This is a genomic window from Streptococcus sp. S1 (assembly GCF_034137685.1).
Taxonomy (GTDB): Bacteria; Bacillota; Bacilli; order Lactobacillales; family Streptococcaceae; genus Streptococcus; species Streptococcus dentalis.
In genome coordinates this window covers 1765684-1780016 of sequence record NZ_CP139418.1, presented here as the reverse complement: position 1 = coordinate 1780016, position 14333 = coordinate 1765684, and the positions used below count along the sequence as shown (strand labels likewise).

The window sequence follows — 14333 nt, the reverse complement described above, 5'->3', positions numbered from 1 at the left end:
CTCACCAACAGTGTGATCGATACTAGAAAAGAGGATTCTGATGACAAGAAAAATTGGTATTATTGGTTTGGGGCATGTGGGTGCCACCTTGGCCCACAGCATGATTTTGAAACACACCTGTGATCACTTGGTCTTGATTGATACCAATGAGAAAAAGGTCAAGGCAGATGCCTTGGATTTCTGTGATACGGTTGCCAATACGGGGTATCCAGTTCATATCACGGTCAATGATTACGCAGCTTTAGAAGATGCGGATGTCGTGGTGTCGACTCTTGGAAATATCGAGTTGCAGGCTAATAACACTGATGACCGTTTTGCGGAGCTTCCCTTTACCAGCAAGCAAGTGGTGCAAGTAGCGCGTGATCTGAAGGCTTCTGGCTTTAGCGGGGTCTTATTGGTAGTGACCAATCCGGTCGATGCCGTCACTCAACTCTATCAACAATATACTGGCCTTCCAAAAGAGCAGGTGATTGGGACAGGGACGTTACTGGATACAGCTCGGATGAAGCGTGCAGTCGCTGATCGTTTGCAGGTTTCTCCTGCTAGTGTATCAGGTTACAACCTCGGTGAGCATGGAAATTCTCAATTTGTTGCTTGGAGTCAGGTCCGTGTCAAGGGACACGCTATTACCGATCTCTTCTCTCAAGAAGAGCTTGACGCCATCAACTACGAGTCCTTGCGCGGTGGTCACACGGTCTTCTTTGGTAAATTCTATACTAACTTTGGGATTGCAGCAGCAGCCCAACGCCTGGCAGAAGCTGTGATCAATGATAGCCACGAGGAAATGCCAGTGTCTAACTATCGTCCAGAATATGGAACCTATCTTGGCTATCCAGCAATTGTAGGTCGAAAAGGAATTCTTGAACGATTGGATTTGCATTTGACAGAAGAAGAAAAAGAAAAATTGCTCCATTCAGCCGAAACCATTAAGGAAAACACACGAAAAGGATTGGAGCATGCATAAAAGCAAAGAGAGTGGGACAGAAATCGGTCATTCGTTAGAATTCGATTTCGTCGTCCCACCTCCGCACAGTTGAGTAGGGCTGTAAAAGCTGATGAAATTAGCGTAGTAGAGCCCACTCAACCACTGCGTCTTGCTCGACAATCCAAAAATAATTGAGAGGCTAGGATTTTTGTCCCAGCCTCATTTTCTGCAATTTTTTCGAATAGTATAAGTGAGGGGATTCCCTATACGAAATCATCGGAGGTTGGAGACATTTGTCCAACTTTTTTATCTCACTTCTTTTGACCTTCCCTTAGTAAAATGGAGTAAAAGTTAAAAAATCCGAGTTGTAATCCTTGACATTACATTCCGATCCTGTATAATAGCTATTGTAACAAATAATCTTACAACAGAAAGAGGAAATAACTATGAAAAACATTTTATTTATCGTCGGATCTCTTCGTCAAGGATCATTCAACCACCAAATGGCTAAGAAAGCAGAAAGCCTTCTTGAAGGGAAAGCAACGGTGACTTACTTGGACTACAAGGACATTCCAATGATGAACCAAGATTTGGAAACACCAACCCTGCCATCTGTGCAAGCAGCGCGTGATGCGGTTCTTGCTGCGGATGCCATCTGGATCTTCTCGCCAGTCTATAACTTTGCTATTCCAGGTGTAGTGAAAAACCTGATTGACTGGCTTAGCCGTGCCCTTGACCTGTCAGAAACTCGTGGTCCATCTGCCCTTCAAGATAAGATCGTAACGGTTTCTTCAGTAGCTAATGCCGGACACGAACCAATGTTTGCGGCTTATCAAGCGCTCTTGCCATTCGTTCGGACTCAAGTGGTTGGAGAGTTTACTGGAACAACCGTTAACCCAGAAGCCTGGGAAACAGGTGAATTAGTCTTGACAGATGAAGCGGTCGCAGGACTGGAAAAACAAGTACAAGCCTTATTAGAAGCATAAGAAAAGCTGAGACAGAAGTCTCAGCTTTTTAGATACTAAAGAGTTGCCCGAAGAAGTATGTCACACCCATGGTGAGAAGGCCAATGATGAGGTTGCGAAGCATGGCTGGCTTGGTTGGTGCTTTTCCCAGTTTCGCACTGGTATAGCCAGTGAAGATCAAGGATAGTCCAACAACGAAGACTGTCACCGGAATGCGATAGGCAGTTGGAAAGAGAATGATCGAGAGCATTGGAGGAAGGGAACCAACAGAAAAAGCAAGGAAGCTAGATGCAGCAGCATGCCAAGGATTGGTAAACTCCTCGTATTCGATACCATATTTCTCTTCGACCAGGGCTTTGAGGGGATATTTCAGAAAGGCCCGTTCTGTCAAAATCTTTGCGGAAGTTTCGCATTCTCCATTTTGAAGATAAGCATTGTAGAGAGAGTCTCTTGCTAACTTTGGATCGCGATCCAACAAGGCTTGTTCGCGGTTCACAGCGGCTTCTTCCGTGTCTTTTTGTGTGGAAACAGAGACATACTCACCGCCTGCCATCGAAAAGGCACCTGCCAGAATCGCCGATAAGCCAGATAGGAAAATGATCCAGATGTTTGGTGTGGCACTGGCCACCCCGATCACCACCCCAGCAATAGAAATGATTCCATCATTGGCCCCGAGAACAGCAGCTCTCAAGATATTCAATCGGTCGTTAAATGATTCATCTACTCCATGTTTTATTTCAGTCATACAATATCTCCTTTGTCTTATTTAGAATGATTATAAATAAAATACAAAAAGAAAGCAAGGATTTTAACTCAAATGATAAAAGTTCGACAATTTAATGAAATTTAAGTTATAATCTTTGACATTGCAAGCAAAAAAGAAAGAATAGGGCATACGCCTATTCTAGCAAGGTTTATTTAGCGGAAGTGGTCTTACCATTGAAGATCCTGATGGCATTGTCACACGGGTCAGAAAAGGATAATAAAAAGGGAGTGGGAAAGAACTCCAACTAATTAAGAAGAGTTCGTTTTCCCACCCCCGCACAGTTGATTAGGTCATCTTTGGAGCTTAATCAAGCGAACAAAGATGCCAATCGACCACTGCGTCATACAGTTATTTCTATCAAAGATCGAAGGCTGGACAGTTTATTCCCAGCTTTTTTTTGATGAGATAAATTAGTTGGTTTCATTTTCTTTCCCAACAACCCAAAATAAGAGAAGGAGTTGGAAGATGCCCAAGGCAAATAAGACCATAAAACCGTTGCGACTTCCTTTAGCAGTGGCTTGAGTAAAGTCCATCTTTTGATTAGCTTGGCTCATGGCAACGATCAGCGAAGCCAGGGTTGTTCCGACAGCGCCTGCAAATTGTTGCAGGGTGTTAAAGATCGCGTTCGCATCGGGTTGCTCTTCCAGAGAGAGTTGTTTTTGTCCGTTGGTCATGATATTGCCAAAGGCCAGTCCCATACCAGTCATAAAGATCATGTAAAAGATAAGAATCAAGCCATTTGTCAGCTTCAGGGCAAAAAGGGTGAAGTGGAAATGGGCCAGAAGGATTAAAGCAGCTCCAAGGAGAATCGGTTTACGGGCGCCCAACTTATCTAGAATGAGACCGGAGAAAGGAGCAAAACCTGCTCCAATGATGGCTCCTGGAAGCAGCATCAAGGCCGCAAGCGTGGTGCTCGAGTGGTTGACCAATTGGACATAATTGGGCAAGAGGAAACTCATGGCCAGAGAACCTAATTGGAAGGTGAAAAAGGCAAGAACATGGCCAGTGAGGAGATGGTTCTTTAAGATGGCAAGGTTGATAATGGGAGTCTCCAAGCGATTAGACCGCCAGACTAAGAGAACCAGTCCCAAGAATCCGATCACCAGCCAACCAAGGACAGAAAAACTAAAGAAAGCATGGTCAGAGAGTCCGTGAATGCCTAGAATCAAGCCTAAAAATAAAGCAATAATGGCGAGAAGACTCATGATATCAAGCCTTTCTCGCTTGACTGTACTGATTTGTTTAATGGAGCGAAGTCCTGCAACCAGAGAAGCTAGAAGGATCGGGAATTGAACCAAAAAGATGGACCGCCAACCGAAGTTAGCCGTCAAGAGACCACCGACAGTAGGCCCAATAGCGGGAGCGATGGCTGTTATCAGGGTACCCACTCCCATCATGAGACCGATCTTGCGTTTTGGGACCTGCTCTAAAATGATATTAAACATCAGAGGAAGGGCAAAACCAACCCCCATTCCTTGGACCAATCGACCCAAAACCACAAAGCCAAAACTTGGAGCTAGGAAGTCAATGAGAACACCTAAAACAGATAGGAGATTTCCAACTAAAAAGATGGACTTCATTTTAAAAGAGCGTTTGAGATAAGCAGACAAGGGGACCACACAGGCAACCACTAGAAGATAGATGGTGGTGACCCACTGGACGGTTGCGGTATTGATCTCAAATTCCTTCATCAATATTGGGAAGGTGATATTCATGGCAGTTTCTCCAGCCACCCCGCAAAAGGAAAGGATCCCTGTTGCAAAAATAGCATACAGGACCTTGGCTGAAATTTTTTCTTGTGACATCGGTGTCTGATTCCTCCTAAATCTTCCTAAAGATATGGAATTTGGTATAAAATCGGATGAAAATTCATGGTTACGATCTGATTTTCCGTCAGCTCCAATCGCTATGAGCATAGCAAGACCAACGGTAACCTGATTCATCGTTTTGTTAGCTAACAAATAGTATAGAGGAAATGAAGACCCCTGTCAAAGAGTTTTTGAAAAGTTATGAAAATAATAGCATTCTCAACTGATGACGTCTCTACAAACGAAAGGAAAGGCTCGCCAGTATGGTATAATAATAGAAAAGTAAACAATGTGAATAAGTCAATCAACTCGAACAGGAGGCCCCATGACCAAGTATTTAGTCCAGAAGTTTTTCTGGTTACGAGAAAAAAGTTTGATTCAAATTTCCCAGAAAACCCTGGTTTCCTTATTTCCTTTTTTCCTATTTTCAGGAATCATTCGGGTGATCGCTCTATCGGTCTTCTCCGATCGAGGCTATATCCATCAGCTCTTTTCGATGGATAGTTGGTTGCCGTGGGATCAAGCTATTAGTCAAGTCCTTATCAATTTTTCCAACTTTCTAGGAGGTCTAGCTGGACCGTTAGCAACCTACTTCGCTGGAAAATACACAGCTGGGCACTATGGCAGAAGTACAGGAACAGCTGGAGTGACAGCTCTTTTGGTTAGCCTGGTGGTGGGGTCCCAGGAATTATTGGTGGGTCCACTCCATGACGGGCAACTGACGCGTATCAACTTACCTGCGACGACCAATATCCTCTTAGCCATTGTTTTAGGCTATCTTATCGGACAGATCTTTCGTCTATCCAAGGCCAGTGACGACCAGATTGTGGATAAGGATTTCATCTATCAGCCCAAGACGGTGCGTCCCATTTTCTTATCCTTAGTTCTAGGGGTCAGCCTCAATCTTCTTTTGGTTCTTGGAAATCAATTTAATATTTTTCAGACTATCCGACAGTTCTTGGCTTCTCTAATGGTAAGCAGTCATCATCTGCTGTCCACCTTTGTCATGGGACTATTTAGTGGGCTATCTGCTTGGTTTGGTAATAGTCAATCCTTTGCCTTGAACTCAATTGCGGATGATAACTTTGCTTTGGAAAATCTTACCTACGCTGTGACGCATCATACAACGACAGGCATTCCTCATCTCTATACCTTGACCAATTTGTACCGCAGTTTTGGTCTGGTAGCTGGAATTGGTGCAGTTCTAGCCTTATTGGTAGCGATCCTGCTGGTTTCACGAAGTCAAAAGGACAAGAAAGTCAGCCTCCTCAGTCTGTTTCCAAGTCTCTTTAACAATGGGGCGTCTTTCATGGTAGGGATACCGGTCCTTCTCAACCTGCTTTATGTGATTCCTTTCTTGTTGATCCCTTTGGTGAATATGGCGATAGCAGCTCTAGCTTTGTGCCTCAAACTGATGCCAGCAGCCGTCTATCCGGTGCCAGATGGGACTCCTAGCCTTTTCTATGCTTTTATTGGAACAGGAGGTAGTCTGAGAGCCTTAGCTGTAAGTATATTTTGTTTTGCCGTCGATGTGCTCCTTTATCTACCATTTGTCCGCATGGGAAATCGTATCCGAAAAGATTTAAAAGTGAAAGGAGAAAGCGGTGAAACAATCTAAAAAAACAGCAATCGTCCTTACTTTGGTCAGTCTTTTCTTAATCGCTTTAGCCATTCCATCTTATAGCTGGACTCGGACCAATGTTTCAAAAATTGAGAAATTTTATAATTCAAAATTGTCTCCCATCATCATGATCCCGGGAAGCTCTGCGACAGAGAACCGCTTTGATGGCTTGGTGACCAAGCTCAACCAAGACCGCCAAGGAACTAAACACAGCCTGCTCAAGGTCAAAGTTTGGAATGATGGGCATATCACCTATAGTGGAAGTATTGATGCCAAGGACAATGAGCCAGTAATTGTGGTTGGTTTTGAAAACAACAAAGATGGCTATAGCAACATTAAAAAGCAAGCTAAACTATTTAATCAAGCCTTCGAAGCCCTTCAAGAAAAATACAATTTTAATAATTTTAAGGGCTTGGGTCATTCCAACGGTGGCTTGATTTATACAGCCTTTATTGAAAATTATCTAGGGGATTATGATGTGGATCTCAAGACCCTTATGACCATCGGAACTCCCTATAATTTCACGGAGACCAATATCAAAAATAAATCTGAGATGTTGGCCGATTTTATCAAGGGAAAAGAAGCCATCCCCACAACTCTTCATATGTATTCAGTAGCAGGGACCATTACCTATGATTCAGATGAGTTGGTCCCAGATGCCAGTGTTTCTGCTGGGAAGTATATCTACCAAAACCAAGCAGCTAGCTATACGGAGATTACGGTGACGGGGGAAGATGCCCAGCACTCGGACCTTCCAACAAATGATGAGGTGGTTGCCTTGGTGAAAGAGCATATTGAAAGTCAAACGGATCGTCGAGCCAAACCGAATAAAATAAACTAAGTGTGAAGAAGGGATTCCTTCCTCACCTTTTTTTTAGTATAATGAAGATCAGTGAAAACAAGGGAGACTAGAGGAGATCAGATGAAAAGAAAAAAATGGATGCAATTGGGCTTAGTGGCTTCGAGTATGGTCATGTTAACAGGATGTTACCAGAGATACCAACGCCAGTCCAGTCCCAAAAAAGAGGCTGCAACAAGCCAGACTTCAGCAAAGAAACAAGCCAAAAAAGCAGATAACAAACAATTATACCAGTCTGTTTTTTCAGACTACCAAAAGATTTTTGCCACTTCAAAAGATTTAGATGCCATTTCCAAATTGAATGATGCATTAGCCAAAGAAGATCGGATGATCAATAGCTGGGTGATCGAGACCGTGATCAATCAGCCAGAAGCCGTTCGCTATGCCTTTAAGGACTTAAATAACGATGGGGTAGATGAGATGATCGTCGCCAATCAGCAGACCGATGGAAGCTACTTTGTGACGGGAGTCTACTATCTAAAGAACCAAAAACCGACTCTGCTAGCTGAAGGTTTCGTCGCTGGACACGGTGGAGCGCGCAATGCGACGACCCTCTATCAGGGAGGAGAAGTCTTAGAAGTCAGCTGGATGTCAGGAACTGGCCGTGGTGTAGCTGTGCTCTCACGGATAGAAAAGGCACCTCAAGCCGCGACCAAAGTCCAGGAAGAAGAAGTCCAAGTACCGGGGTCAGATCTGAATGCCCTCTTTGGAAAATCGGATGAGGAAAAATGGGATCTCAAGAGGTTTGACTGGCAAACTTTTGACAGCACACCATCAGCGGGAAATAGCCAAAGCCAGGAAAAAACGCCTTGGAACGCAGAAAAATCAGCAAAATTAGCAGAATTTATGAAGACCTGGGGTGAAAAGATGGGACAACCCAACTATCAAAAAGGTATTGCTGGCGGTGATGTAGGACCAGACAACCTCTATACTCTAGGGGAAAATAGCAAGATGGATGCCATTTATACAGAAACTGGTCAGGGAAATGCAAAATACAGAATCGTGGAACGCTATAGCAATTGGGACAAGTATCCAGATGTGCATAGTTATTTCTTTGCCATTACAGATACAGGAGAAGGCATTGTCTTTCATTCTCCCACGACCAATGGTGGAAAGATGTATCTAAAACCAACGAACAACAAGGAACTTCAAGAAGAGTTCAATCAATTACTTCATCAATGAAAAAAAGAAATACGGGCTTATTCAGTTCTTTCAATCATTCATCAAAGATTGGACGTTTTGTCTAATCTTTTATTTTATATGCGGAATGAATAAAAATTTATTTTCTGGGTTTTGTGAATTGGATGGCGAAACATGTTAAGAGTTAGTGATAAAAACTGGTATAAGAAGGATCAAGTACATAAAATATTTGACAATAAAAAGATTTCATCTTAAAATATAATCAATCAATATCTATAGGAGAAAAATTATGAAAAAACTTCTCACAGCAGGCGTGGCTCTCTTATCAGTCGCAACATTAGTAGCATGTTCTGGCAAAACTGCTTCAGAATCATCAAGCAAAGATGCAAAGTCTTCTTCAAGTAAGGTAGAAAAGTCATCTAGTTCAGAAAGCAAATCAAGCAATTCATCAAAATCATCTGCTAATGATAAGACAAAAGATTCAAAAAAAGATGATAGTAAAAAAGAGGACTCTATCGCAGATGCTCAAAAAACCGTTCTCGAAACGAGTGATGAAGCAGGTAAGTCAATCATCACCTTGTATTACAAGGGAGATACCTTGTTAGTACAAGAAAAAGTTGATGATTACGATGTCTCAAAAGTAGCTGGCGATAACCCTCTTCAATCAATGAAAGAAGCCGTTGCTAGGAACCAAGAAAAATTTAAAGATCTGATGGGACATGGATTTGAACTGACATCAGAATACAAAGACGGTATCTTCTATATCACCAATACAATTGATTACACCAAAGTAGATATTAAAAAATTAAAAGAAATAATCCCTACTCTGAACCTAGAAGCCGACAATACAATCAGCTATTCTAAAGCTAAAGAGCTTTTCATTAAAAGCGGTATGGTCGAAAAATAGTGTTTAGATGTCCAAAATGGAATGGAGAGCAGCTGAATCCGCTGCTCTCTTTTTGCTTTCTTACAAAAATGTAAGAAATAAAGGGTAAAATGTAAGGTTATGTTATGGTGAAAGCGTTTCAGTTTTAGTACAATAGATTTGTAAAAATCGATTGAAGCTTTTATCGAGCTAGAAAGGAACGGACCATGACCCTACTAGACGTTCAACATATCAAAAAAATCTACAAAACCCGCTTTCAAGGGACGCAGGTCGAAGCCCTAAAGGACATTCACTTCACCGTGGAAAATGGCGAATACGTCGCTATCATGGGGGAATCAGGATCCGGGAAATCGACCCTTCTCAACATCCTAGCCATGCTGGACCAGCCAACCGAAGGGCGGGTTTACCTCAATGGCACCGACACCTCAACCATCAAGAACAAGGACGCTTCGAGCTTCCGTCGCGAAAAACTTGGTTTTGTCTTTCAAGATTTCAACCTGCTTGATACCTTGTCTGTCAAGGACAATATCCTCTTGCCTCTCGTCCTCTCTCGCAGACCAGTCAAGGAAATGATGAGCAAGGTGGATAGCGTCAGTCGGGAGTTGGGCATTCACCAACTGCTTGAAAAATATCCCTACGAAATCTCTGGTGGGCAAAAACAACGGGTAGCCGTAGCACGGGCCATCATCACCTCCCCTGAAATCCTCCTTGCCGATGAGCCAACAGGGGCGCTGGATTCCAAGTCTTCAGCAGCTTTGCTAGATGTCTTTGAAGATATCAACACTATGGGCCAAACCATTCTCATGGTGACCCACTCAACCGCCGCAGCAGCGAGGGCCAAGCGCGTGCTCTTTATCAAGGACGGGATCCTTTACAACCAGATCTTCCGCGGGGAAAAAACAGAACGTCAGATGTTCCAAGAAATCTCGGATACCTTGACGGTCATGGCGAGTAAGGAGGATCGTGATGTTTAAATTAACAAGTAAATTAGCTCTTTCCAACCTCAAACAAAATCGTAAGCTCTATTACCCTTTTGCTATAGCTATCATTTTAACGACTATGATCCTCTATAGCTTTATCGCCCTGGCAACGACCCCTCATTTAGAAGCTTCTTACGGAGGACGAACGGCAAGAGCTGTCCTTGGTTTTGGTTGTTTCGTCGTCCAGCTGGTCGTCGTCATTTTAGTGGCTTATGCCAATGGCTATGTTATGAAAAATCGTTCCAAAGAATTGGGATTATACAGTGTTTTGGGGATGGAGAAGAAGCATCTCCTCGTCATGACCTTATGGGAATTGCTTATCTTCTATATCCTCACAGTTGGAGTAGGACTGGGCTTGGGGCTCTTGTTTGATCCCTTGATTTTTGCCCTCCTCTTAAAATGTATGGGGCTTCCAGTCGTCATTCAATCGACCTTCCAGATAGGGGCTGTTCTTAACACTTTATTTGGGCTAGCCTTAGCTTTTGCCCTCATTCTCTTGTTAAATTCTTTCCGTCTCTTGCGCTACAGTTCCCTCCACCTCATGCAACAGAAAAAGGCAGGAGAGAAGAAAGGACGCTTCTTGCTGGTCCAAACTCTTTTAGGACTAGGACTCTTAGGAATTGCTTTCTATTTAGCGCTAACAGCAGAGCGTCCAGTTGCGGCTGTCCAAAGATTCTTTATTGCCGTTATCTTGGTCATTCTTGCGACTTATCTCTTATTCAACGCAGGCACCATTACCTTTTTAAGATTTCTCAAAGGTCGGAAATCCTACTATTACAAGCCAGAGAATTTTATATCCGTCTCCAACTTAATAGCACGGATGCGAAAAAATGCAGCGGGCCTTGCGACCATTAGTATTCTTTCCACCATGGTCTTGGTCACCTTAACAGGGTCGCTGAATCTCTTTATTGGAGGGCAGAATTACCTAGATACTATGTACCCTTCGGACTACAATATTAGTGTGGGGCATATGACTTCAGAAGCTGAAACAGAACCGGTTATTGAGGAGGTTCAAGCACAAATTAAGAAAGTGGCCGATGCGACACATCTATCAGATTATCAAGTGAATCAGACAACATACTGGTCGGCTGAAATTCGAAAGATTGATGGAAAGGTCTTAGAGGTTTATGACCAGTCCGATCAAGAAACTGGTCAGGAATTGAAGACAGAAGGAGTAGTCTACTTTTTTGATCAGGCAACTTATGAGCAACTGACGGGTCAAAAAGTTGAGCTTGGGGAAAATGAAATCCTAGCCTATGGGTATCAGTATCCTGGAAGACTAGACTCGCAATTAGAAATCAATGGAAAGAGCTTCGCGATTAAGCAAAAACTAGACTCCAATTTTATCCAAGGAAAACTCCCGCAAGCCGACCTGTTTCAACACCAAATGGGCTTGTATCTTGTCCTCCCTGACTTGAACCAACTGGGACTAAAAATTGATAAAAATTTGGAATTCTCTATTAGTGCTAAAAATAAAGAAAACCAAGATTTTATAGCTGGAATGGCCAAAGAGCTTAATTCGACAGACAAAATGAGTCAATATGGTGCGACTTTGTTTGGTGGGGTTGATCGATACAGCATGGAGAAGTAGTGGCGTGAATCAGCAGGGACAATCCTCTTTATTGGGATTTTCCTATCGGTGATCTTTCTATTGTCTACGGTACTCGTCATTTACTACAAGCAGATTTCAGAGGGCTATGAGGACCGGGATAATTTTGTGATCTTGCAACAAGTAGGGTTGGACCAAAAGCAAACGGCCACCACCATTCGCAAACAGATTCTCACTGTCTTTTTCCTTCCTTTATTCTTCTCCTTCCTCTACCTAGGAGTGGCCTACAAGATGATTGCAAAGATCGTTGCCCTCTTAGGAGCAACCAATGCGGGCTTGGTCCTTCAAACGACTCTGTCTATCTGCGCTGTCTTTTTCATCTCTTATATCCTCGTCTTTCTACTGACGTCTAGAAGTTATCGGAAAATTGTCGTGAGGTAGCGCTGAGTCTATAAAAGATTGAGAAATGAAAAATCCAATAAATAAACAAACTGGTTTTTACATAGAACAAGCTAAGTGTTGTGGAAAGAATTATAATAATGTATGTTATTAAGCTTATTTAAACAAAAACCGAAACTTTCCGCCGTGAGAAAAGTGCTAGAAATAATAGTATTTCTAGCACTCGGGAGTTTTGGAACCTTAGGTCCAAAACTAAGTTATGGAACTTCCTGGATTGCTGAAATCATCCACTGGATAATTTCACCTAACGTCCGTACTCACCTAAGGAAAGTTTCAAAGAGAGTTTTATCCTTAACCAAAAACACCGGGGATTATATCCCCGGTGTTTTCTTTCGTGATTATTTCACGTGTTTTGCAAGTTCTTCTTGCGCTTTTTTGTTTGATTCTTCTTTTTCTTTCAACCAATTCTTATAAGCTTTTTCGTAGTCAGCAGTTGTGACTGTCTTATCTTGAAGTTTTTGGTATTTGAAGAAGCTTGTTTCACCTTTAATACCAATTGCAGAATTTGCTGCTGAGAATGGCGTTACCTTCGTGATAGATGGAACTCCACCCTTAGAGTAGATTGGAAGAACAATTGCGTTTTCTGTCAACCAAGCTTGGGCATCAGCATATTTTTCATAACGCGCATTGGTATCCAATTTTTCAGCATTGGCAGCATCTAGCAATTCTTTGTATTGGTTCAAACCAATTTTCTCGATGAGCGCTTGGTCTTTCTTAGGATCAAGTCCCATACCAGTCAAGGTTGAACCATCTGTTGGGTTCAAGATATCTAAGTAAGTAGATGGGTCTTGGAAGTCAGGTCCCCAACCAGTGATATCCATGTCAAAGTCTTTTTGATCTGGTGATTGGGCAAAGTAAGTAGCGTTATCCGCATCGTCTGTAGACAATTTTTGTACGTCAATCACGACATTGTCTTTACCAAGAGCAGATTCGATAGAGCTCTTCATAGAGTCTGCTTGTTGAACAAGTGAGCTAGAAGATTGGTCTACGACATAGTCGATATGGATTGGGAATTGAACCCCTTGTGATTGCAATTCAGATTTTGCTTTTGCAAGTTCTGCTTTGGCTTTGTCTGCATTATGCAAGCTATCTTGAGCATCGGCAAAGCTCACACCTTTCCACTCATCTCCTGTTGCGGCAAGTTTTTCTTCAACGAGCGTACCGAAATCTTTTCCGTTGGCTTGCACAAATGTAGGTGGAACTAGTAGGGTACGAAGGGTTTTGGTTGCTCCATCTTTCCCATTAGCTTGAGCACTGTATGAAGTTCTATCCAAAGCAAAGTTCAAGGCTTGACGGAAGTTTTTGTTTTGAAGAGCTGTCTTAGTGCTGTTCTTTTGCTCGTCAGAAGTCTTCTTCGTATGACCGTAGTTTTGACGGTTTACATTGAAGTAAGCATAGTAGGCAACCGCATCTTGTGGTGAATAAACGATGTTATCCTTGAATTTCTTTTGAATCGTAGTGTAAGTTGAGCTCGTTGGGAAGAGACGGGCAGTAGATAAGTTGCCATCTGAGAAGTTACGAGCGAGATAGTCTTGGTCAGAGCCATCGAAGTAAGTCAATTTAACGGTATCGATGTGAACATTTTTCTTGTCGTAGTATTCTGGGTTTTTATCCAATTCAATTTGTGATTTTGAAGTGAAGGATTTCAAAATGTATGGACCGTTGTAGAGGATACCACTTGGTTTCACGCTACCAAAGTCTTTCCCAGCTGATTCCAAGAATTTTTCATTAACTGGCATCATAGTAGCAGTCGTCAATTTAGAATTCCAGAAAGATTCTGGTTGGTTCAAAGTATATTGAAGAGTGTGATCATCAACAGCTTTTACCCCAACAGTTGAGAAGTCTTTGGTTTTCCCGTTTACATAATCATCTAATCCTTTGACTGAGTTTTGAACCAAGTAAAGTGCATCAGATTTTTTATCTGCTACGTATTTTAGAGATGTCACGAAATCTTGTGCAGTGACGTCAGCATATTCATTTCCTTCTGAATCATACCACTTCGCGTCTTTTCGAAGCTTGTAAGTATAAGTCAGACCGTCTTTTGAAACGGACCAGTCTTCAGCAAGAGCAGGCACTAAGTTACCGTATTGGTCGTTTTCAAACAAACCATCGACCAAGTTGGTAGTAATATCGCTTGTAGTTGCACGGTTTGAAGTCAAATAGTTCAAGGTATCAGGGTCAGAACTATACACGTAGTTGTAGGTTGTCCCTTTTGACGCATTAGAAGATGAGCCACATGCAGCAAGGAAAAGCGTTGAAGCTGCGGCGACACCTGCTAAAAGAGCAAGCTTCGATTTTTTCATATTCGTGTCTCCTTTTGAATAATTTTAATTATTATACTCCAATCAATCTACAAAATAAAGTGTTTTTTGAAC

General features: G+C 42.4%; 10 protein-coding genes and 1 pseudogene. 8 read left to right on the top strand and 3 right to left on the bottom strand.

Annotated features, from left to right (window positions below; translation table 11 throughout):
• Positions 1 to 40: 40 nt before the first annotated feature.
• Entirely contained in the window at positions 41 to 964 is a 924-nt protein-coding gene (locus tag SM121_RS08680; protein WP_021152814.1) for an L-lactate dehydrogenase, read from the top strand.
• A 407-nt stretch (positions 965 to 1371) separates the two neighbouring features.
• On the top strand, positions 1372 to 1911 hold the full coding sequence (locus tag SM121_RS08675; protein ID WP_049518098.1) for an NADPH-dependent FMN reductase: 540 nt from the start codon (positions 1372 to 1374) through the stop codon (positions 1909 to 1911).
• Between the two features lie 28 nt (positions 1912 to 1939).
• Here SM121_RS08675 and SM121_RS08670 read toward each other — a convergent pair whose 3' ends face one another.
• Together SM121_RS08670 and SM121_RS08665 are read right to left on the bottom strand one after the other, a co-directional pair.
• Positions 1940 to 2635: a VIT1/CCC1 transporter family protein gene (locus tag SM121_RS08670; protein ID WP_049473149.1), complete on the bottom strand. Its 696-nt coding sequence runs from the start codon at positions 2633 to 2635 to the stop codon at positions 1940 to 1942.
• A 431-nt stretch (positions 2636 to 3066) separates the two neighbouring features.
• The gene (locus SM121_RS08665) at positions 3067 to 4461 is read right to left on the bottom strand and encodes an MFS transporter (RefSeq protein WP_320910865.1); all 1395 of its coding nucleotides are present in this window, start codon (positions 4459 to 4461) and stop codon (positions 3067 to 3069) included.
• A 328-nt stretch (positions 4462 to 4789) separates the two neighbouring features.
• Here SM121_RS08665 and SM121_RS08660 point away from each other — a divergent pair, with 328 nt between their 5' ends.
• The 6 genes and pseudogenes from SM121_RS08660 (at position 4790) to SM121_RS08635 (ending at position 11940) form a co-directional block, all read left to right on the top strand.
• Entirely contained in the window at positions 4790 to 6082 is a 1293-nt protein-coding gene (locus SM121_RS08660; protein ID WP_320910864.1) for a PTS transporter subunit EIIC, read from the top strand.
• Positions 6069 to 6926 carry an alpha/beta hydrolase gene (locus SM121_RS08655; protein WP_023917525.1) on the top strand — a complete coding sequence of 286 codons (858 nt, stop codon included), beginning with the start codon at positions 6069 to 6071 and terminating at the stop codon, positions 6924 to 6926. Before SM121_RS08660 ends, SM121_RS08655 begins: the two co-directional genes overlap by 14 nt.
• An 81-nt stretch (positions 6927 to 7007) precedes the next feature.
• Complete coding sequence (locus SM121_RS08650; protein WP_155125558.1) at positions 7008 to 8126, top strand: DUF4767 domain-containing protein; 1119 nt, start codon at positions 7008 to 7010, stop codon at positions 8124 to 8126.
• A 247-nt stretch (positions 8127 to 8373) separates the two neighbouring features.
• Positions 8374 to 8991: a DUF1307 domain-containing protein gene (locus tag SM121_RS08645; protein ID WP_155125560.1), complete on the top strand. Its 618-nt coding sequence runs from the start codon at positions 8374 to 8376 to the stop codon at positions 8989 to 8991.
• 185 nt (positions 8992 to 9176) lie between these two features.
• Positions 9177 to 9944 (top strand): ABC transporter ATP-binding protein, encoded by a 768-nt coding sequence (locus SM121_RS08640; RefSeq protein WP_129824369.1) that lies wholly within the window; start codon positions 9177 to 9179, stop codon positions 9942 to 9944.
• Positions 9937 to 11940 (top strand): annotated as a pseudogene (locus SM121_RS08635) (FtsX-like permease family protein). Before SM121_RS08640 ends, SM121_RS08635 begins: the two are co-directional and overlap by 8 nt.
• A 356-nt stretch (positions 11941 to 12296) precedes the next feature.
• On the opposite strand, the gene SM121_RS08630 reads toward SM121_RS08635, so the two are convergent.
• Entirely contained in the window at positions 12297 to 14261 is a 1965-nt protein-coding gene (locus SM121_RS08630; RefSeq protein WP_129824367.1) for a peptide ABC transporter substrate-binding protein, read from the bottom strand.
• Positions 14262 to 14333 lie beyond the last annotated feature (72 nt).

Coding starts and splice junctions, on each gene's coding strand:
- SM121_RS08650 (WP_155125558.1), top strand. CDS start 7,008: ATGAAAAGAAAAAAATGGATGCAATTGGGCTTAGTGGCTTCGAGTATG.
- SM121_RS08630 (WP_129824367.1), bottom strand. CDS start 14,261: ATGAAAAAATCGAAGCTTGCTCTTTTAGCAGGTGTCGCCGCAGCTTCA.
- SM121_RS08665 (WP_320910865.1), bottom strand. CDS start 4,461: ATGTCACAAGAAAAAATTTCAGCCAAGGTCCTGTATGCTATTTTTGCA.
- SM121_RS08675 (WP_049518098.1), top strand. CDS start 1,372: ATGAAAAACATTTTATTTATCGTCGGATCTCTTCGTCAAGGATCATTC.
- SM121_RS08680 (WP_021152814.1), top strand. CDS start 41: ATGACAAGAAAAATTGGTATTATTGGTTTGGGGCATGTGGGTGCCACC.
- SM121_RS08660 (WP_320910864.1), top strand. CDS start 4,790: ATGACCAAGTATTTAGTCCAGAAGTTTTTCTGGTTACGAGAAAAAAGT.
- SM121_RS08645 (WP_155125560.1), top strand. CDS start 8,374: ATGAAAAAACTTCTCACAGCAGGCGTGGCTCTCTTATCAGTCGCAACA.
- SM121_RS08670 (WP_049473149.1), bottom strand. CDS start 2,635: ATGACTGAAATAAAACATGGAGTAGATGAATCATTTAACGACCGATTG.
- SM121_RS08640 (WP_129824369.1), top strand. CDS start 9,177: ATGACCCTACTAGACGTTCAACATATCAAAAAAATCTACAAAACCCGC.